Origin of the sequence: Paraburkholderia sp. RL18-101-BIB-B (genome assembly GCF_046026985.1) — a bacterium.
Taxonomy (GTDB): Bacteria; Pseudomonadota; Gammaproteobacteria; order Burkholderiales; family Burkholderiaceae; genus Paraburkholderia.
This window is the reverse complement of record NZ_JARESV010000074.1, coordinates 1-21369: the sequence shown is the minus strand read 5'-3', so window position 1 is coordinate 21369 and position 21369 is coordinate 1. Positions and strand designations below refer to the sequence as shown.

Here is a 21369-nt window from a genome sequence, read left to right as displayed (position 1 = left end):
CACGGGTAATTCCGCATATTACTAATACTTTACGATTTCTATACTGACTTACCGATTGACGGTCAGGCTTCCTAAGAACGTGTGAATCGGCGCGCATGAGCCCGTATCGAGGCTGCATGCAAGAAAAGACATGCTACGGAGACAGCTATGGGAATTCGCTTGAAAAGCGTTGTGGGTGCGCTCGCCCTTTGCGCCCTCGCCAATGTCAGCTATGCGGCAGATCCGATCAAGATCGGCGTCGACGGCCCTTTCACCGGTGGCTCGTCTTCGATGGGCGTGAGCATGCGTGACGGCGTGCGCCTCGCGACCGCGGAGATCAATAAAGCCGGTGGCGTGCTGGGCCGCCAGATCGTGCTCGTGGAACGCGACGACGAAGCAAAGAACGAACGCGGCGTGCAGATCGCGCAAGAGCTGATCAACAAGGAAAAAGTCGTGGCGGTGGTCGGCTACATCAACACCGGCGTCGCGCTCGCTTCGCAGCGCTTCTTCCAGGAAGCGAAGATTCCCGTGTTCAACAACGTCGCCACAGGCAGCATCGTGACGAAGCAGTTCACCGATCAGCCGGATAACTACGTGTTCCGCAACGCCGCCGCGGATCGCATCCAGGCGCCGATGATCGTCGAAGAGGCTGTGACCAAACGCGGCTTCAAGAAGGTCGCAATTCTTGCCGACTCGACCAACTACGGTCAGCTCGGCCGCGAAGACCTCGAAAAAGCGCTCGCCGCCAAAGGCGTGAAACCCGTCGCCGTCGAGAAATTCAATATCAAGGACGTCGACATGACCGCGCAACTGCTCAAGGCCAAAGAAGCCGGCGCGGAAGCGGTGCTGACGTACGGGATCGGACCGGAACTCGCGCAGATCGCCAACGGCATGGCCAAGCTCGGCTGGAAAGTGCCGCTGATCGGCAGCTGGACCCTGTCGATGGCGAACTATATCGACAACGCGAGCACCAACGGCGAAGGCGCGCGCATGCCGCAGACCTTCATTCAGGAAGCGAACACGCCGAAGCGCAAAGCCTTTATCGAAGCGTACCTGAAGGAATTCAAGCCGAAGAACAACCGCATCGACTCGCCGGTGTCCGCCGCGCAGGGTTACGACTCGGTCTATCTGCTGGCCGCCGCGATCACCCAGGCCGGCTCGACCGACGGCCCGAAAGTGCGCGCCGCGCTCGAAAACCTCAACACCAAGGTGGAAGGCGTCGTGATGGTCTACGACAAGCCGTTCACGCATGACGACCACGAAGCGATCAGCCCGAACGTGCCGGTGGTCGGCGAGGTCAAGGGCGGCCGCGTGGTCTATGCGTACGAAGCCGACAAGAAAGGCGGCAGCCAGTTGCGCAGCAAGCAGGCGAGCTCGGCGAACTGAGCGTGGAATAAGCGCGGAACAAGCGCTAAGCAAGCGCGGCGGCATGCTACGAAGCCGCACCCGCCTTGAGGCGGGCGCGGCTTTGCTTCATATCCGGTGAACTCCAAGGCGGTCGACGATGGCCATTCTTCTACAGCTCATCTATAGCGGCATTGCGCTCGGCATGATCTACGCCGTGATCGCATTCGGCTATCAACTCACATTCGCCACCTCGGGCACGCTGAACTTCGGCCAGGGCGACGCGCTGATGCTCGGCGCGCTGGTTGGTCTCACGCTCGTCACGCTCGGCGTCAATTACTGGCTGATGATTCCGCTCGTGTGCGTGTTCGGTCTGCTGCAGGGCGCGTTCGTCGAACGGATCGGGGTGCGACCGGCGATCAAGATCAAATCCGAGTTCGGCTGGATCATGTCGACCATCGCACTCGGCATCATCTTCAAGAACGTCGCGGAGAATCTCTGGGGCCGCGACGATCTGCGCTTCCCCTCCCCGCTGCCGGAAGCACCGCTAAAAGTGTTCGGCGCCAATGTGCTGCCGATGGAATTGCTGGTGGTCGGCGGCGCCCTCGTGATGATGCTGGCGGTCGAGTTCTTCAACCGCAAGACGATCTTCGGCAAGGCGGTGGTGGCCACCGCGAACGACCGCGATGCCGCGGCGCTGATGGGCATCAACACGGGTCTCGTCATCACGTTTTCGTATGCGCTGTCGTCGCTGACCGCGGCCTTTGCCGGCGTGCTGATCGCGCCGCTCACGCTCACCGGCGCGACGATGGGCGCGGTACTCGGGCTCAAGGCGTTCGCGGTGGCGATCATCGGCGGGCTGTCGAGCGGGCTGGGTATCGTGGTGGGCGGCGTGATTCTCGGGATTGCGGAGACCACGACCGGCTTCTACCTCTCCACCGGTTACAAGGACGTACCCGGGCTCGTCCTGCTGCTGATCGTGCTCGCGTTGAAACCTGCCGGCCTGTTCGGCAAGACGTCGATCAAGAAAGTGTGAGGAGCGCCGTGAATCCGAAGAAACTCATTGTGTCCGCACTGGCGCTGATCGCGCTCGCGGTGTTTCCGGTGCTGTCGGGGAACCCGTACTACATCCACCTGCTCGAGACGATCATGATCTACGCGATCCTGCTCTTCGGTCTCGACATCGTGGTCGGCTATACGGGGCAAGTGTCGCTCGGGCATGCCGGGTTGTTCGGCGTGGGCGCTTACACGGCCGGTGTGTTGTTCTTCAAGCTCGGCATGCCGTTCATCGTCACCGCGCCGCTGGCGATTCTCATCACCGCGGGCTTCGGCGCGATTCTCGCGCTGCCGGCCTTGCGCGTGTCCGGTCCCTACCTCGCGATGGTGACGCTGGCGTTCGGCACGATCCTCCAGATTCTCATCAACGAGATGGATTTTCTGACCAACGGACCGATGGGCGTGAAGATCCCGAAACCTTCGATCGGCGGCCGGCCGATGAACGAGGTCGAGTACTACTGGCTCGTCGCGGCACTGCTGGTCGCCTCGCTGATCGTCGTGCACCGCGTGCTCAGATCGCATCTGGGCCGCGCGTTCGAGGCGCTGCGCGACAGTCCGATCGCGTCGGACTGCATGGGTGTCTCGGTGTACCGCTACAAGGTCTACGCGTTCGTGATCAGCGCGGGGTTCGCCGGCCTGGCGGGCTGCCTCTATTCGTATTCGGAGCAGTACATCTCGCCGAATACGTATAACTTCGAACTCACCATCCTGTTCCTGCTTGCGATCATCATGGGCGGCCGCAAGACCCGCACCGGCGCGCTGCTCGGCTCGGCGATCATCGTGCTGCTGCCCAAACTGCTCGACGACATCGACATGTTCCGCACCGTCGCCTCGGTGCTGGCAGCGGTCGTCGTGATCGGCGCGGGTGTCGCGCTGGCGCGCAAGGTGTCCACGCCGCGCAAGGTCGCGATTCCGGTTTTGGGCACGGTGGGTCTCGCCGCGTTTTCCTACCGGATCGACACGCTTGCCGACTGGCGGTTGACGATCTTCGGGCTGATGATTCTGCTGGTGGTGTATTACTTGCAGGACGGCGTGGTCGGTTTCGTGCGCAAGATCGTGATGCATGGCCGCGTCCGCACGGTTACTGTCGACACCACGAAACCGGCCACGATCGGTGGCGATGCGATTCAGGCGGTGCAGGCGAGCGGTACGGAAGACATTCTGCAATTGCGCGGCATCCTGATGCAGTTCAGCGGACTGAAGGCGCTCAACAACGTCGATCTGACCGTGCGGCGTGGCACGATTCACGGCCTGATCGGCCCGAACGGATCGGGCAAAAGCACGATGATGAACGTACTGACCGGTATCTATGTGCCGACCGCCGGCACGCTCGACTATCGCGGCGCGTCGCTCGCGGGCAAGACCTCCGCGCAGATTGCGCTGTCCGGTATCGCGCGCACGTTCCAGAACGTGCAGTTGTTCGGCGAGATGACCGCGCTCGAGAATGTGCTGGTCGGCCTGCATCACACGTTCAACGCCAATCTCGCGGATGTCGGGCTAATGTCGTCGCGCTATCGACGCGAGGAACGCGCCGCCCGCGAGCGTGCGTTCGGCATGCTGCGCTTCGTCGGTCTGGACAATGTCGCCGCCGAAGAAGCACGCAACCTGCCGTACGGCAAACAGCGGCTGCTCGAAATCGCGCGGGCGCTCGCGCTCGATCCGCAACTGCTGCTCCTCGACGAACCCGCCGCGGGACTCACTGCGCCGGATATCAAGGAACTGGTCGCGATCATTCGCAAAGTGCGCGATCACGGCATTACTGTCGTGCTGATCGAGCACCACATGGACGTGGTGATGAGCGTCTGCGATCGAGTTTCGGTGCTGGATTTCGGGCAGAAAATCGCCGAAGGCAAGCCTGCCGATATTCAGTCCAACGATAAAGTCATCGAAGCTTATCTCGGCGGCCAGCCTGCCGGCCAAGCGGCGTGAACCGACTCAACGCGCCTACAGGAACAGACATGTTATCGATCAGAAATCTGCATGCGGGCTACGGCAAGGTCAAAGTGCTGCACGGCATTTCGATCGATGTGCCGAAGGCGTCGGTTGTCACGCTGATCGGCTCGAACGGCGCGGGCAAAACGACGACGATGCGGGCGATCTCCGGCATGATCCGGCCGAGTGCCGGCGAGATTACGATGGGCATCGGCGCGAACGCGAAGCGCATCGACGCGTTGGAGTCACATCGCATCGCACGGCTCGGGCTCGCGCATTCGCCGGAAGGCCGGCGCGTGTTCGCGACCATGAGCGTGACCGACAACCTGATGCTCGGCGCGTTTCCGCGCCTGACATCGGCGCGGCCGCGCGGCGACGTGAAGGCCGATCTGGAGCGCGCGATCGAGATGTTTCCGCGGCTCAAGGAGCGGCGTCACCAACTGGCCGGCACGCTTTCCGGCGGTGAGCAACAGATGCTGGCCATGGCGCGCGCGATCATGATGAACCCGGAGTTGGTCTTGCTCGACGAACCGTCGATGGGACTCGCGCCCATTCTGGTCGAAGAGGTGTTTCGCATCATCGGGAATCTGAAGAGTCAGGGCGTCACCATGTTACTGGTCGAGCAGTTCGCCGCCGCGGCGCTCAATGTGGCCGATTATGGCTATGTGCTTGAGAACGGCAAGATCGCGGCGCATGGGCCCGCGGCGGAGTTGCGCAACGATCCCTCGGTGAAGGCGGCCTACCTGGGGGCCACTCACTGAGGTGCATCGGCTAGTTCGTGGCACGAACCGTGCAGGTTGCGCGCGCAACCTTCTCTTTCAACTCGACAAGCCAGATGAAAGATCTAGCATATTCCGTGCGAGATCGAACACTCTTCTGGGGGCCTAGCCAGCACACTTAAGGCAACGGAATTCTCGCCATAGGCGTGGCTGGAATCCGGAACACGAACGCGCAATACGTTGCGACGGCCATCCACACTCATCTCGTCGGAGCCCGGCGTCTGCGCGGCGAGCCGCTTTCATCATACACATGGACGCGGCGATTGACGCATGCCCTAACCGAGCTTTGTGTGCTGTACCGAACGGAGTAGCGGCATTCGTACAGATACTCTACGTCTACACATGCTCGACCAAACACGGAGCGGGCGCGTATTTATTGAATTGATCGCCATCGTGGGTCAATGCGGGAATGGCCAGAGGCGGCCTGCCACGTGAAACCGGTTTACCTATCGCATCCGGCTTCGGCTGCGACAATTGGAATTTTGATAACGATCAACATTTTCGCAGTGCCAACGGTGGCCGTCAAATGTATCGCGACACTGATTGGCATATCTTTCTGAGTCGGCCAAGACATCGGCATTTTACGACTTGTCCGCAAACGGACGCCGAATTGCCAAGCTATACTTTCTACTGAAATAATTAGGATTTATGTTGCCGGGGAATGCGATGCTTCGCATGCCTCTAGCGTGCGCCCCTGCTTCGTAGGAGAAGTTTTTTTATTAATTTTTCTTGAGCTTTTCTTCTTAATTATCCGAAGTACTTTTTATAGCAATTAAAGATTGCTATATCCCTATTTTCCTATCTCGCGTTGTCCGCCGAAATAACCGGCACGACCTGCAATGCCGAAACACTGATGTACTCGTCAACGAACTTCGCACCGGGGGCAGCAATGGCTTTAGTCGGCAAGGTATCGGAATCAGTGTCAAAGGACGTCAATCCTTTCGATGCCCGCTACGAAAGTCGTTCACACGCCGATCATCCTGAATTGGGCGGCCGCGGCTTTTCAGCTTCACATGTGGATAGCACCTCGGAATTGAACCGCGCCGACGAGTCCCTTTCTGCGGACGTGTCCGCGGATACCGCTGCAGGCCCCGTGGCTCGCCGTACGTTGTCGGCGGCTAATGACTCTGACATCCCGTCGAGAAAAGGTGACTTCACGAAACGCACTTTCGACATTCTCGGCGCATCCGCCTTGCTCCTTGTGCTGCTACCGATTTTTCTCGTCATAGCTTGCGTCGTGCTGAGCGACGGCGGGTCGGCTTTCTTTGGCCATCCGCGCGTTGGAAGAGGCGGACGATCGTTTCGCTGTCTGAAATTCCGCTCCATGGTGCCGAAGGCCGACGTCGTTCTTGCCGAGCTCCTTGCCACCGACGCCAATGCGCGCGAGGAATGGAATCGCGATTTCAAACTGAAGAACGATGTACGCATCACCACCGTCGGCCGGTTTCTGCGCAAGTCGAGCCTGGATGAACTGCCTCAACTCTGGAATGTCCTTCGGGGCGACATGAGTCTCGTCGGTCCTCGCCCCATCATCACCAAGGAACTGGAACGCTATGGCTCCGACGCCCACTATTACCTGTCGGTCAGGCCCGGCGTGACAGGATTGTGGCAAGTCAGCGGACGAAATAACGTTGACTACGCAACGAGAGTCGCACTGGACGTCTCGTACGTGAAGGAACGCTCGACCCTGCTCGACATCAGCATTCTGCTGAGAACATTCAAAGTGGTCTTCGACGGAAGCGGGGCGTATTGAACATCGTGTACGCCCGGCACAGCAAAGTAATCCGTATGGAGTGCCCATGCAAATTGTTCACGTCGTCGAATCGGCTTCTACAGGCACGCTCTCCGTGGCGTGCATGATCTCGAATCGTCTCGCCAGTGAAAGTCACGAAGACTGCGTTGAATTCTCACGGCGTAGCGAAACACCCGACAACTTACCTTCTCTCTCCCCTCGAACGTTCTGTCGCGGCAATTTCATATGAAGGCCGAGCGGTGAACGTTTGTGCTGGCTGACAGCGCCTTCTCGATGCTTACATCGACTGGCATACCGGAGCGATATCTGATGAAACAGTTAGCGGAGCGGTCCAACGTGCACCGGGAAGAGGCCCCCGTTCAGACTGCGTTGCCAGCCGACGCTAGCTCGGCGCGAGACTCTCATTGGCGGGGTCCGTCTGCTGGGTTTGCAATCAATGGCAAGTTTGCATCTCAACGCATAACAGGAGTGCAACGTGTCGGTTATGAACTGGCGATGGCGTTCCAGCGTCTGTTTCCTGAAGAAGCCGACCTGCCCTTGTTGATTCCCTCGAACGCACGAACTGACGTTGTCTTGCCGAAAGCAAAAATGATCGGCCGGTGGTTGAAGGGTTCTCTGTGGGAGCAACTGGCACTGCCATTCGCGATTGGCGGCCGAACGCTTCTCAGCCTTTGCAATATGGGCCCCTTATTCGCTCGTCGGCAGGTCGTGATGATGCACGACGTTGCGATCTACGATCTGCCGGAAAATTACTCGTGGAAGTACAGGCTCTGGTATCGCGTTGCGTTTTCTCTGCTGAAGCGCAACGCTAGTCACATCGTGACGGTGTCGGAATTCTCGAAGACACGAATCATGGAGCGCCTTGGCATCGACGCGTCACGCATTTCGGTGGTCCTGAATGGCGTGGACCACTTTGAAAAAATCACACCGGACACGGCGATTCTGTCGCGGTTGAACCTGCAGAACGATGGCTACGTGCTCGCTGTCGGAAATCTCTCAGTAGGAAAGAACCTTCCACGCATAGTTGCCGCGATGGAGCGCCTGAGTGACCGCCATGACTTGAAGTTTGTTGTCGTTGGCGGATGCGATTTGCGGGTCTTCAATTCACAGGCGAAGGTAGGGTACGACTTATCGAAAAACATCATCCCCGCAGGATTCGTATCGGACGGCGAATTGAGAGCGCTGTACGAAAACGCAGGCTGCTTTCTGTTTCCGTCCTTATATGAGGGCTTCGGATTGCCGCCGCTTGAAGCGATGTCTTGTGGATGTCCTGTCATCGTGTCACGTGAAGCGTCGCTTCCAGAGGTATGCGGCAATGCAGCGATGTACTGTGACGCGCATTCGGTCGACGACATCGTCGACAAAGTGACGCAGATGATGGAGGACGCCGCGGTGCGCGAAACCTGGCGCGAACGCGGAAGGGAGCATGCCCGTGGCTTCCGGTGGGAGTGGTCTGCACATCAATTGCTCGACGTTCTCGAGCGTGAGCTCGCGGGCGGAGTGGCTCGCCCGGTTCACGCGCGATCCGCGCCTTCGCGCGTTTAGCGCGGATCGCGCAACACCTATCAGGATGCGCCGGTCCAAGCATCTGCAAGCTCGTCGCGCCTCACTGCGGCAAGACCTTTTTTACGACCTATTCGAAGGAGCTTCGCAGCATGAATACGCCCGCCTCCACGATCGATCTTGCCGCCACGCTACGAGATCACTTCGCACGCGTCGTCCTGCCGATCTGGCGCGGGCCCGGCTTCAATACCGCGATGCATCTGCCTTACGAGGCCGTCAGCGCCGACGCGGGCCACGTTCCGATGCCGGTTGAACGCTATCGCGCGATGGCGTGCGCGCGGCAGTTGTTCGTCTTCTCGCAAGCCGGCGAAGCAGCCCATGCCCATGTGCTGTTCGAAGCCCTGCTGCACTACTTTCAGGACAAGCAGCGCGGCGGCTGGTTCTACAGCGTTGATGCACAAGGTGCGCCGCTCGATACGACGAAAGATCTCTATACGCACGCGTTCCTGGTCTTCGCGTGCGCTGAATATGCCGCAAGCTTCGGCAATCGCGATGCACTCAACCTCGTCCATAGCACCTCGGCGCTAATCGAAACGCGTTTCGCCGCGCAGCACGGATTGTTCAACGCGGCGCTCGATGCGGAATTATCGACGGTGACCGGTACGCCGGTGCAAAACCCGTTGATGCATCTCACCGAAGCCTGGCTCGCCGCGCGCGAAGTGACCCAAGACACTGCGTTCGATTCTGCGTTGCGCAAGCTGGCTGGCGCCATCGAACGCACCTTCGTGCATGCGCCGACCGGCTGCATCGCGGAACTGCCGTTGGGTGTCGACGACAACCGTCTGGAGCCCGGCCATCAGTTCGAATGGTTCTGGCTGATCAGGCAAGCGGGCACGCTATTGGGCGGATCGGGGCTCGACGACTCGCTCTCGCGCGCGTTTGAGTTTGCGCAGCAACATGGCGTGGATCCGGTCACGGGCGGCGTGTGCGCGTCGCTCGATGACGCCGGTCGAGTAAAGGACGCCACGCAGCGGATCTGGGCGCAAAGCGAATATCTGCGCGCACTCGCCACCCGCAACGATGACGCGGCGCGTGCGGTGTTGCCCGGGCAGATCGAGCGCTTCCGCGAGCGGTTTCTGCACGCGCAAGGCTGGTTCGAATGCAAGACGGCCGCGGGTGACGTGTCGCGCGCCGACATGCCGTCGACTACGCCTTATCATCTCGCCACCGCTTACGCGGCGCTACCGGCTGAAGTTCGCGACGCTCGCAGCATTGCTGCGGCGTGATTGCAGCCTGAGAAGGACAAGGTCCGCGCAATCGTCCGGTTCGCGGGACTGAACTCGTTCATTTCGGCATGCCAATCGATGTGGGCATCGAGCGGGAGCGGGTCACCAGCCGGCACAACGAGTCCACACCGTGTCGGCTCTCGACGTTCCGCTCACGTCTGCGCGTCAGGTGCTCACGTTACTCGGCTTTTCAGAGCGGGGTTTCGCTCGCCAAGGTAATAGTGAAATTCGCGCGAGAATATTGCCTCGACGTGCGGAATGCAAGTCAAGCTGCAGTGCCTGCTGGAGTTCGGGGCGACGGACCGTCGCGGTTCCCAATTTAGCCACGACGATGCCTGCCGCGACATTGGAAAGCACGACTGCTTCGTCCAGCGGCATGCCCGCGCCGAGCGCGGCACTAAGCGTGGCAACGACAGTGTCCCCGGCCCCCGTCACATCGAACACCTCGCGCGCGCGCGTTGGCAAATGCAAAGGGGCGTGGCCGCGAGAAATTAACGTCATGCCTTTCTCGCTGCGTGTGACGAGCGCCGCTTCGAATTCAAACGCATCGCAAAGGGCGGCACCCTTCTGCTCGATCGTGGCATCACTCTCGCACCGCCCAACGACAGCCTCGAATTCGGACAGGTTGGGCGTAATGACGGTGGCGCCGCGATAACGCTCGAAATCCGTTCCTTTCGGATCGACGATGACGGGTTTTCCTGCACGGCGAGCGGCGGAGATGAGGTTCTTCGAATCGTGCAGTGACCCTTTCGCGTAGTCGGATAAGACCACCGCATCGACTTCGTGCAACTGCCGCTCAAAGCTGAAAATCAGCTCATCTCCATTGCGTTCGGGAAAATGGTCCTCAAAGTCCGCCCTGATCATCTGCTGATGGCGGGAAAGAATCCGAAGCTTGGTGATCGTCTTGCTGCCCGCGACGCGTTGGAGAACGCAATCAACCCCGCCTTCGCGCAGCAACTCTTCGATCCGATCGGCGTGCGCATCCTGCCCGGCCAAGCCGAGAAGGCGAACACGAGCTCCAAGTGCTGCCGCGTTCAGCGCGACGTTTCCCGCCCCACCGACACGCGTCTCTTCAGCTTGCACATGGACGACGGGAACGGGCGCCTCCGGCGAGATCCGCGAGGTCGAACCGTGCCAATACCAATCGAGCATGACGTCGCCTACGACCATTAATTGAGCGCAGTCGAAATCAGGAGGCGAAAGCTTCACCGGCGGGTTTCTTGTCATGGCGGCCTAAATTGATCGAATAAACTTCACTCAGAACGTCGGCGACAGAAGCGACGCTTATTTTTTCCATCACGTACTTCGCATTTCTCGGATATTCAAATCCGAGGCTCAGGAACATTCCGCCTTCTCGCTTAGACACAGCAAGGACTCCACGCTCTTTGCCGACAGGGCCCCATCGAAACGGATTGGTAGGACCATGCAGACTAATCATCGGCGTATCCAGCATTGCGGACAAATGCATGATTCCGGTGTTCACACAAACTATGCATTCCGCCCGCCTTACTATTCCGACCACTTCAGTCAGACTCACCTTGGCTGCCACGCTTACGACCTTCTGGCTGCCGATCAGCTCAACCAATTGTTGAGCCCGTGTGGCATCTTCAGGACCGCCCGTGATGACAATGGCGTGCCCGTTATCAATCAATACATGCGCAAGATCGCGCCAGCACTCCATGGGCCATTCGCGCATGGCGAAATTTGTTCCAGAGGCCCACGGGTGAAAAACAACATATTTATCGTCAATGACGAACGGCAAACTGGAAGGACGAATAGCCTTGGTGATTTTCGGATGTTCCGTCGACTCGATGCCTAGGGGGCGCAATAGCCTTCTGAAATTATCCAGCTCATGAAGGCCTTCGCAATGCTCAACGCTGGCATCATAAGCATAATGGCGGAATTGATTCCTGGTCTTAAAACCAATCGTAAACTTCGTCTTCGTGAAAGCTGCCAATATGGCCGAAATCCTTGGCCATTGCGAAGTGTCGATTAAGACATCGACCTCGTATTTCTTTATTTCCTTGAGCGCGTTCAACGGGCTGGTCAAAGGGACTACGACAACTTCGTCGAACCCGTCGAACAGATCATAGATACGCGCGTTGCTTCGTGATGCAAATATCACTATTCTGGAAATCTTTTTGACTTTCCTCAACTCAGAAATAATTATCGACGACAAGATCGAGTCGCCAATTGCAGCGAAGGCAAAAATGCCTGCTGTCGTGCACTCAACCGGCAGGCGTCGTTTTTTGCGAAGCGCCCCTAATATGTACAAGAAAGCGCCACCGACAATAAGGTCGACGCGCTTGAGAAGGTTCTGTCCGCGCTCATTTTTCATTTCAGGTCCAGCAACATCGAGTTGAACGTCGAGCTAGAACCCGAGCGGCTGCATACCTTCGCCGGCCGGGGTGCGATAGGCGTGACGACCGTGCGCCTGGGCGAATGGGCTTGGCATGCCCCCGTGCGCTTGTCACCACAGGTCTTCACGTTGTCGTACTGTTCGAGCAATGTCGCCAATTCCGCCTCGGTCGTCTGGAGGGATGATCTGACAGGCACCGCGCTGGATCAGGTCACCCAGGCTACCCAACGTCGCCGCTGTACCGTTGTTCGCTGATCCCGTCAATTTGTGCCTTGACGGTGGATTCCCGTTAGCTGGTCGTGACTCTCGACAGGCACCGTGCTCGGCTTACCGCCGCTGCCATTCGACCGCCCCGCGTCAGTCCATACACCGGGTCCGACGATACCTTTGAGGGCTCACACTCCGAAGCAGAAGATCACAACAGTCGGCGGCATCGAGCGCCGAAAGTCTGCAATGGCCGATGATGCAACTGCATGATCCGTGCTGGAACGCGCGCTGTCTGTGCGGCGCCGAACGTTCGAATGCCCGAGTGCATGTGGGGCACCCATTGCGGAAAGCTTTTGCCGCAGAACGACCGGCACAGGAAGGTCGATCGATATACTAAGTACTACTTCTATATCCAGTCCGCAGAATTATTCCGCGAAGGACACTTGGTCTGCGCGAAGCTACCTATCTGTTTCTCCGCGCTTATGCGGATCACTACGACACCGCCTCACGAGGATTCAGGCATGGCGACACGAATTGAACCCGGCATCGTGCAGGGGCGCCGCCTGGTTGGGATATTGCCACTTCAGTAATTTATGCAGGCTTTCGTGGTTCCTATCGGGCGAAACTTCATACCGCCTATTAATGCAACTGTAATCAATCCTGCCACACCACTATTTGCGAAACAAATAGTTTTGCCCGCCTGTCGGCTATCCACCTACCTAAACTGATTCGGCGCCGCGCAACGTGCGCTAAACCACAGACTCCGACGTGGCAAAGGAGGTATTCCTATCACATTTGCGCAAGTCGCGATGGACGCGGCGAAGCTTGTCGCTCCATCGAGAAGCTTGCTACCCGCATCTTGGAGATGGCGCCTTTGAACACGCATATTCTCAGTTTTGGATCGTCTCGCGCAGACAACGAAGCGGGTAACTTTTCGTTGCGCGACATGCTTCATCTATTGCGAGACCCTGTCTGGACACTGCTGGCATTTATCGCCTTTGCGACGTTCGCAGCCTCTCCTATTTTCTTGCGGCGCCTATCCGGCCGTCAGAGCTTTTGGTCATGCACGACTTCAAGAAGGTCGCGGCTCAACTGACCGAGCAGTTCGATCTCGTACCAGTCGACGCTCCGCCTTGCCTGATCTACAAGCAGGCCGCGCAGTCCACACGCACCATCTGTTAGACAGACGAAGTGTCACGCTACAGAACAATCTCCAGTTGAGATCCACAGCAAGGGACTTCACGCAACTTGCTTATTGAAACACCTGGCGAGTTCGCCGGAACGCGGGGCCTTGAAGCCGGGCAGCTTCGAGATCCAAATATGTGTCGCAGCGAGAACTATTGATTCTCGATCATGTTGGGGTGAACTATTCATGAGCCGATCTACGCCGCAAATTGGAATCGAGGTAAACGAGAATCGTATTCCCTTCAATACGCCCGCTATGACGGGTAATGAACTGAAGTACGTCGCAGAAGCTCACTTCAGTAAAAAGCTCGCTGGCGACGGCTCCTTCACAGGACGTTGCAACGAGTGGCTGCAGGAAAGAAGCGGTGCCGGCAAGGCATTGCTGACTCACTCCTGCACAGCCGCGCTTGAGATGGCAGTCCTGTTGCTGGACATCCAACCCGGCGACGAAATCATCATGCCGTCGTACACGTTCGTCTCGACGGCGAACGCATTCGTCCTGCGCGGTGGCGTGCCTGTCTTCGTGGATGTCCGCGAAGACACTATGAATCTCGACGAGCGATTGATCGAAGCGGCGATCACGCCACGAACTCGAGCGATCGTCCCGGTGCATTACGCCGGCGTGGCTTGCGAAATGGACACGATCGTATCCATCGCTCAACGCCATGGACTCAAAGTCGTCGAAGACGCGGCGCAGGCGGTCATGGCAACCTATAAGGGCCGTGGCCTCGGCTCCATTGGCCACCTCGGAGCCTACAGTTTTCACGAAACAAAAAATATCATCTCAGGCGAAGGTGGCGCGTTGCTCGTGAACGATCCCGCCCTCACGAGGCGCGCGGAAATAATCCGTGAGAAAGGCACTGATCGAAGCCGCTATCTCCGCGGAGAAGTCGACAAATACACCTGGCAGGAAGTCGGCTCTTCATTCTTACCAAGTGAGTTGATCGCTGCCTATCTATGGGCTCAACTGGAAAGTGCTGAAAAGATTACTCAGGCGCGCCTCGCGCACTGGGAGCGATATCATGCGCTTCTCGAGCCGTTCGAGCGCCGAGGCGCGCTCCGTCGTCCGATCGTGCCGAAAGAGTGCCAGCACAATGGACATATGTATTACGTTCTGGTTGAAGACGAACATGTGCGCCAGCGTCTACTCGATGAATATAGAAGGCAGGAAATAGGTTCGGTATTTCATTATGTTCCGCTTCATTCATCGCCTGCCGGGCAACGGTACGGCAAAGCTGGCGGCCCATTGGACGTTACCATCGACCAGTCAAAACGCCTGATTCGGCTTCCCCTCTGGGCCGGCTTGACCGAAACGCAACAAATGCGCGTGGTCGATATTTTTAGCGCGCTGGTGAAATAGGGCTGAGCCATGCTAAACACGCATGTGCGAATCGCATCCGGGCGTTGACGAGAGGTCGTCGGCAGCGGCCCGGATGTGCTCACGCACCGGAAGGTGCGGGGGGGTGATGATGTTGCCGACCTCCGTCCCGGAGTTCTCTTATCTCGCGCCGTAGACTTTCGTCGCCATCGCTTGTGCCCGGGTGCGCGCCGGGAAATTGGCAGCACGCCGGAGTAACGAAGCGCTGCCACGCAGTCTTTCAGTCAATGATCGGCGACTGACAATGAGAAGCCGGCTCTAAGTCCTTTGAACACGCTCGATCTGGCCGCCGGCGAAAACTTCACGCATTTAACCGTCAACGTGACGACGGCATAGGCAATCGCAATTGCACGGTGTGCAGGTGCGAGGTGCTTGCGGCTGAAATAAACGCGATTGCGCGCCGTATAGAACAGGCTGAAGGGACTTTCATTGCCGCCGGTAGACACCGCCACCTTGTGACCGACACTCGATGTCGGCACGTATAGCAGGCCGATACTGGCACTCTTCATGCGCCAGACGAAGTCGCTGTCGTCGTAATAGACGAAGTACTTTTCGTCCATCATTCCGACTGTCTGAAAGATGCTTTTGTGCAGCAACATAAAGCAGGTCGGCGCGTATTCTGTAAACATTTCTTCGTCGAACTGCCCGCGATCTTCCTTCCGATCGCCCACGTGCGGCGTGGTGGCGGTAAGGGGCGAGAATCTTCCGCCCGCACACCATATCCGATTGGTGCCGTGATAGGTGATCTTGGGCACCGAGGCCAACGCACCCGCCTCCTCGGTGTGCCGCACAAGTCCCGCGATCACGTCGGGATCCGGGAAGTCGGTGTCGTTATTGGCCAGCAGAACGTATTCGCATCCGTCTGCAAGCGCCATCTCTATACCCTGATTGTTGCCGCGAGCGACGCCGACATTGTCGTTATTGAACACGATATCCGCGTGAATATTGTTGAGAGCCGCAAGCTCGCGCGATATCGCACACCCCGTATCCTTCTCGCTGTTGTCGATCACGTACAGCTTGAAGTTCGCATCGCGCTGGGCCGCGAGACTCTTGAAAAAATCAGGAAGCACGGAATCGGAGCGATACAGCACGGTGACAATCCCGATCAGCGGCGAATCATATCTCGTTGACATATCGCGTCCTTCAAATGAGTTGCGGAGGCGGCCGTCGCTGCGCCTCCGTCATAGCGTGAGGGCGTCACCGATGTGTCATGCGGCGCGTTCACAGCCCTTGTATAGACCCTTCTCCCGCATCTCGGCGATGCTCTTCTCGTAGGTATCGGCCATCACCTCCTGCTGGTCGACCCACCGGGCAAACCGTGCGATGCCTTCGCTGAACGACACCTTGGGCTCGAATCCGAGCATGTCCCTTGCCTTGGTCAAATCGGCGTAGACATGGCGTACATCGCCCAGGCGGAATGCGCCCGTCACGGTGACGCTGACATCGCTGGCATACACCTCGCACAAAGTCTTGGCGACGTCCATGACCGAAGTGCGCACGCCCGAACCGATGCCGAACACGTTGTCCGCCGCGTTCGCGTTCGTGAGCGCTGCGTAGGTCGCATCCACCACGTCATCGATGTAGACGAAGTCACGGCTTTCCAGACCATCTTCGAAAATATTGATCGGATTGCCGTTTTTTATGCGCGTCGAAAAGATCGAGAGAATGCCCGTGTAAGGGTTCGATAACGACTGCCCCGGGCCGTAGACATTCTGATAACGCAACGCCGATGCATCGATGCCGATAGAACGGCAAGTCGTCATCACCATCTGTTCCTGAGTCTGCTTGGTAATGCCATAAAGCGAGGTCGGATGGATTTTCGATTCCTCGTCGGTGGGCACGCATTCCATCGCTTCGCCGCTTACCGGGCAGAGATGCTCGAACTGGCCCTCAAGCATGTCCTTTTCCTTCCGCGGACCAGGATACAGAATGCCGGCGGCCGGGGAACGATACTTGCCTTCGCCGTAAATCGCGCGAGACGAAGCAACGACCACTTTGCGCACGGAATTGCGGCTATTTTTCACCAGTATGTCGAGAATCAGCGCTGTTCCATGCACGTTCACGTCGACATAGCGATCGACCTCGTACATCGATTGGCCCGTACCCGTCTCGGCCGCAAGATGAACGATCGCGTCCTGCCCCTGCATGACACGTTCGAGCATGGCTCGATCAGTCACCGACCCCTTCACGAAGTGCACGCTTTCCGGCAACGATGCGAAGATCGCAGACGTGACGCTGGGATTCTCTCCGTGAATCTGCGGGGAGAGGCTATCGAGGACCGTGACTTCCGCATTGTTGGCGCAGAGCTTGCGCGCCAGACTCGAGCCGATAAAGCCGGCGCCACCCGTAATCAGGACTTTCATTGTTTCTCCCTCTCCCAACATCTGGTTTCGAAGTTGTAGCGCTTGATGATTTGCGCCGGATTACCTGCGACCACGCAATAGTCGGGAACGTCGCGGGTCACTACCGAATGCGCGCCGACCACGACGTGGCGGCCAATTTTCACGTTGGGCAGAATGACTGCGCTAAATCCAATAAAAGCGCCCTGCCCGATCACCACATAGTTACCTCGCGTGCGAATACGCTCGCCAATGCGGGTGGTGTCGTTGACGTTCTCATACGGATGCTCGACATCGACAATGGCAACGTTGCCGGTAATGGTCGCGCCGTCGCCGATCTCGATTGAAGAGCCGCATACGATGTGAACGTTCTGCTCGATATTGACCCGGCTTCCGATCGTGAGCCGCGGCGGCGCAGCCGAATCCGTCACGACAAGTTCGATGCGCGCACCGGGCCGAATCAGTACACGCTCGCCAATCGACGCGTAATGCACGTTGACGAGTAGCATGGGACGAAAGATCGTCGTTTTCGCGCCGACCGACTTGAACACATGCGCGTACCACAGGCGTGTCTTGAGTCGGTACCAAGCGAGAAGCGCGCGGTTACACCGATCGAGAAGCCTCAATCTTTTAGTGGCAGGACGCTCGTTCTCCTGTACGGTGGTACTCATGCGTGGGCCCGTTGTCGTCCGGTCACTTGCTTGAGCCGCGTATAGACAGCGCGTGACAGACGTGGCCACCGGCGCGTCGAGTACAAAACCAGCTGTTTCGTGCTGATTCTTGCCGCGCGCCAGCTCGACTCGATGCAGTCCTCGAAGTTATCCTCGTGTCCATGCTCCAGATAGAAGATGGCCGAGGTCAGATAGAACTTTGCGCGCCCCCGGTTGACTGTGTCGCTCGCCATGCCGAGATCGGCCGCAATCTGGCAGGTCTGGATCATGTCGGCCATGTATTCCCTATGACGCTCGGGATTGTTGATTCGTGTCGAGGTCATGCCGGTCCGGTTGACACGGTAAAGGCCCCACTCTTCGTCCAGGTAGCAGCCTTGCCAGCCGAACACCACCTGGAGCAGGTGTGCCACATCACAGACTGATTTCAGACCTACGTCAACGGGGCTGCGATGACGCAGATGGGCCCGATACATCTCCGAGCTATGAAAAAAGTACGGTCCGTTCTTGATGAGGAATTCGGCATCGAACGTTGCGGGCTTATTTTGGGGTAGTGGATACGGCACAGACTCCAACGTATCCTGGTCCACCGTGCGCATCCTATGGACCACGAGACCGCATTCAGGATGCTCTCTTAAGAAATCGAGTTGGCGCTGCAGCTTGCCAGGAAGCATGACATCGTCGCCGTCGATGTTGGCGATGTATTCGCCCTTCGCCATCGCGACGGTATCGGCGAAGTTCGCCGCGAAGCCGACGTTGGCGTCGTGCGAAATGACCTTGATCACATCCGGATAGCGCGATCGAAACGACTCGATGACGTCGAGGGAGTTGTCTGGCGAATTATCATCGCCCACGATCACCTCGAATGGCACATCGAGCTTCTGGTCGAGTACGCTTTGGAGGCACGGACCGACATACTCGCCTTGCCGGTAGCAGAGCACGATGACCGATAGTACGGGCGTGGCTTGCTCCTGGACCGGAGGGTAAAGGTTAGTATCCATGCTGTTGTCTCAGTTGAGGACCAGCCGCCCGGCCAGGTGGCGAGCCTTTCGTTGAATAATCGGCGAGACCGCGATGGTCAATGCGGCCATAGCGAGCCACGCTCCTGATAGAACAAAGAACAGACCAATACGCGAACAGCTTGTGAGATCCGCGAAACTCAACAACAGTCCGACGGGGGTGAGCGCAGCGATACGCGCAGCGAGGCCGCGATACCAACTGGCGTTGATACCGGGGATAAACTTTCGATGTACGATCGCAACCCAGCCGAACAGGAGCAGAAAGTTCATTCCCGCCCACGCATAGGCAGCGCCGACCGCACCGAGATGAATGCCGCCAAATAGGACCGCGGGCGCATAGAGGACAAGAAAGCCGATATTGCCTTTCAGATGCAGCGACAGGTCCCCTTTCGCGTACTGCACGATAAACGCCAGCGAAGCGATCGCTGAAAATGCGTTTCCTGCCGCATAGCATTGCATCGTTCGCAATGCGTCGGGACTCAACGGTGCGCTTGCGGACCAGAATCGAAGCACGGCCTCGGGCGCACAGATGAACACTGCCGCAACCGGGATCACCGCCAATGACGTCAGTTCAGTGGCCAGTGCATACATCTGGCGAATTCGTTCCCCGCCGCCGAAGCTTTCTGTAGTCAGCCGTGGAATGAACGCCTGTTGAATCGGGTTGGCCAACAACAAGATTCCGCTCGCCAACAGAGTCGCCAGGCTGAACACCGCAAAATCCGCCAGCGGCAAAATTTTCGAAAGGGCGATCTTGTCGATCTGTGTGGTGCAGGCCCAGATCACCGTCGCCAATGCAATCGACAGCGACAGCTTCGCGCGGGACGACAGTACCTTCCATGAAAAACGCGTCGACAGAAACGGTATGTCGATCGTACGGCCGAGCAGTGTCCGCATCGCGGCCGCTTCTACGACAATCGCCAAAAGTTGCCAAACAAAGAAGAACTCGATACGCGGCCAGATCATGATGATCGGCACAACGAGCACCGTGCGTATCACGGCAAAGGTGATGACAATTCCGTTGAGTGCAACCTGTCGATCGATGCCGACCACACCCCCACGGTATAGCGCACCGAGCCACCGCCCGATAGCAGTCAGCATCATCAGCACAAATGCCGTACGAATCACGCTCGGAGGCAGTGTGGACGCGTTCAACCATCGTTCGGCGAAATAAGGCGCGATGAAGATCGACAAGACGAACAGGATGGCGCTGGTGCCGAGAATCAGCTTTTCCAGTGATTCCAGCAACAACCCGACTTCAGCTTTCGAACCAGTACCGGCCCGGAGGCTGCCGAGCTCCCGGCACAACGTGGGCGAAAGACCGAAGTCCAGAACGAGTACCCATGCGAGAACCACCGCGTTTATCGCAATCAGCCCATAAGCTTCGACCCCGAGATGACGCACGTATATTGGGACCATGACGATGCCGAGCAACGCGGTCACCATCTGTCCAACGAAATTTGCGAGCAGGGTTCGTCTCAACATCGCGGTCTGCCAGTAAATTAGGTAAGGGCTGAAGGTACCGCCAGAGTCGCCGCGAATTCTGAATTGACATCGTTAATATCAACTCATCGCGAACGTGTCTTAGGGCGAGCGCTTGATCTGCCAAACGACCGAAAGATGTCACCTCCATTCCGGCCGGTCGATGCCGGAATGACAATTCGCGCTGACCACAACGCGTTTCGACGATAGGGAAAAATGACTACTTGTGAAACTTGATGTATTACGAAAGTATTTGATGCGGGCTCAGGGCGTATTGTGACTATCGGCAAAGCCCCTCGACTGCGTGAACAGACGCGCATATGAACACTTATGCGCAAGCCAACTTACGATGCGCATCACTGCGGTCTACGCCTTGAAGCGTACCTGTGCAGCTTCAATTTAAATGTGCGGCGGCGCACGTTCAGCAAGTTGCGGATGAGCTATCGCATGGAAGTCGGAAGCAGCTTCGCTCCATTCGAACATGACGGGGTCAACGGCTTGGCCACGCCACCTGATCCTTCGGAAGATTAAGCAGATACTGGCCATACGCATTCTTGGCGAGCGGTTTGGCGAGTTGGAGCAATTTCTCCTCGTCGATCCAATGTCGGCGAAATGCAATCTCTTCCGGACACGCCACTACCAAACCCTGACGCTTTTGCAGCGTTTCGATAAACGTAGCCGCCTGGATCAGTGAATCATGCGTGCCTGTGTCGAGCCACGCGTAGCCACGGCCCATGATTTCCACTTCGAGCGCATTGCGCCGCAGATAGCACGAGTTGACGTCGGTGATCTCGAGTTCGCCACGCGACGACGGTCTGATGTCCGCAGCGATGTGGCAGACCTGGTTATCGTAGAAATAGAGGCCTGTGACCGCATAGTTCGAACGCGGCTTTTCGGGCTTCTCCTCGATGGAGAGCGCGTGAAAACTCTTATCGAACTCGACTACGCCGTAACGTTCCGGGTCATGCACGTGATACGCGAACACGGTCGCGCCGCTGTCACGCGCATTTGCGCGCTCGAGCTGCGCGGCGAGATCGTGACCATAGAAAATGTTGTCGCCGAGAATCAGCGCCGACGGATCGTTGCCCACAAAATCCCGGCCA

The 21369-nt window shown here is 58.0% G+C and carries 17 protein-coding genes; 9 read left to right on the top strand and 8 right to left on the bottom strand.

What is annotated here, in order from left to right; translation table 11 throughout:
- The first annotated feature begins 147 nt into the window (after window positions 1-147).
- From P0D73_RS43100 to P0D73_RS43070, 7 genes are all read left to right on the top strand, one after another.
- Window positions 148-1365: an ABC transporter substrate-binding protein gene (locus P0D73_RS43100; protein ID WP_342960084.1), complete on the top strand. Its 1218-nt coding sequence runs from the start codon at window positions 148-150 to the stop codon at window positions 1363-1365.
- 118 nt (window positions 1366-1483) lie between these two features.
- Window positions 1484-2359: a branched-chain amino acid ABC transporter permease gene (locus P0D73_RS43095; RefSeq protein WP_132375813.1), complete on the top strand. Its 876-nt coding sequence runs from the start codon at window positions 1484-1486 to the stop codon at window positions 2357-2359.
- An 8-nt stretch (window positions 2360-2367) separates the two neighbouring features.
- Entirely contained in the window at window positions 2368-4308 is a 1941-nt protein-coding gene (locus tag P0D73_RS43090; RefSeq protein ID WP_408283071.1) for a branched-chain amino acid ABC transporter ATP-binding protein/permease, read from the top strand.
- Between the two features lie 29 nt (window positions 4309-4337).
- Window positions 4338-5072: an ABC transporter ATP-binding protein gene (locus P0D73_RS43085; protein ID WP_408179405.1), complete on the top strand. Its 735-nt coding sequence runs from the start codon at window positions 4338-4340 to the stop codon at window positions 5070-5072.
- Window positions 5073-5979: 907 nt separating this feature from the next.
- A complete protein-coding gene (locus P0D73_RS43080) occupies window positions 5980-6843 on the top strand; it encodes a sugar transferase (RefSeq protein WP_408179455.1) in 864 nt (287 codons plus the stop codon).
- Between the two features lie 309 nt (window positions 6844-7152).
- Entirely contained in the window at window positions 7153-8388 is a 1236-nt protein-coding gene (locus P0D73_RS43075; RefSeq protein ID WP_408283074.1) for a glycosyltransferase family 4 protein, read from the top strand.
- 110 nt (window positions 8389-8498) lie between these two features.
- The gene (locus P0D73_RS43070) at window positions 8499-9632 is read left to right on the top strand and encodes an AGE family epimerase/isomerase (RefSeq protein WP_408283077.1); all 1134 of its coding nucleotides are present in this window, start codon (window positions 8499-8501) and stop codon (window positions 9630-9632) included.
- 165 nt (window positions 9633-9797) lie between these two features.
- Here P0D73_RS43070 and rfaE1 read toward each other — a convergent pair whose 3' ends face one another.
- A complete protein-coding gene (rfaE1, locus tag P0D73_RS43065) occupies window positions 9798-10859 on the bottom strand; it encodes a D-glycero-beta-D-manno-heptose-7-phosphate kinase (RefSeq protein ID WP_116142685.1) in 1062 nt (353 codons plus the stop codon).
- The gene (locus P0D73_RS43060) at window positions 10822-11970 is read right to left on the bottom strand and encodes a glycosyltransferase family 9 protein (RefSeq protein WP_408283081.1); all 1149 of its coding nucleotides are present in this window, start codon (window positions 11968-11970) and stop codon (window positions 10822-10824) included. Before P0D73_RS43060 ends, rfaE1 begins: the two co-directional genes overlap by 38 nt.
- A gap of 21 nt (window positions 11971-11991) precedes the next feature.
- Between P0D73_RS43060 and P0D73_RS43055 the strand changes: the two genes are divergently transcribed.
- Together P0D73_RS43055 and rffA are read left to right on the top strand one after the other, a co-directional pair.
- Entirely contained in the window at window positions 11992-12246 is a 255-nt protein-coding gene (locus tag P0D73_RS43055; RefSeq protein WP_408283085.1) for a hypothetical protein, read from the top strand.
- A 1324-nt stretch (window positions 12247-13570) separates the two neighbouring features.
- Window positions 13571-14743 carry a dTDP-4-amino-4,6-dideoxygalactose transaminase gene (gene rffA / locus P0D73_RS43050; protein ID WP_408283089.1) on the top strand — a complete coding sequence of 391 codons (1173 nt, stop codon included), beginning with the start codon at window positions 13571-13573 and terminating at the stop codon, window positions 14741-14743.
- 242 nt (window positions 14744-14985) lie between these two features.
- On the opposite strand, the gene P0D73_RS43045 is transcribed toward rffA, so the two are convergent.
- The 6 genes from P0D73_RS43045 to P0D73_RS43020 all read right to left on the bottom strand — a co-directional run.
- A complete protein-coding gene (locus P0D73_RS43045; RefSeq protein ID WP_408435884.1) occupies window positions 14986-15894 on the bottom strand; it encodes a glycosyltransferase family 2 protein in 909 nt (302 codons plus the stop codon).
- A gap of 75 nt (window positions 15895-15969) precedes the next feature.
- Window positions 15970-17124 carry an NAD-dependent epimerase/dehydratase family protein gene (locus tag P0D73_RS43040; RefSeq protein WP_408435882.1) on the bottom strand — a complete coding sequence of 385 codons (1155 nt, stop codon included), beginning with the start codon at window positions 17122-17124 and terminating at the stop codon, window positions 15970-15972.
- Entirely contained in the window at window positions 17121-17609 is a 489-nt protein-coding gene (locus tag P0D73_RS43035; RefSeq protein ID WP_408435880.1) for an acyltransferase, read from the bottom strand. The genes P0D73_RS43040 and P0D73_RS43035 overlap by 4 nt, the downstream gene beginning before the upstream one ends.
- 158 nt (window positions 17610-17767) lie before the next feature.
- Entirely contained in the window at window positions 17768-18769 is a 1002-nt protein-coding gene (locus tag P0D73_RS43030) for a glycosyltransferase family 2 protein (protein WP_408179396.1), read from the bottom strand.
- A 9-nt stretch (window positions 18770-18778) separates the two neighbouring features.
- On the bottom strand, window positions 18779-20269 hold the full coding sequence (locus P0D73_RS43025; RefSeq protein ID WP_342960092.1) for a lipopolysaccharide biosynthesis protein: 1491 nt from the start codon (window positions 20267-20269) through the stop codon (window positions 18779-18781).
- 487 nt (window positions 20270-20756) lie between these two features.
- A partial coding sequence (locus P0D73_RS43020; protein WP_408435878.1) for a sugar phosphate nucleotidyltransferase occupies window positions 20757-21369 on the bottom strand: 613 nt, incomplete at its 5' end.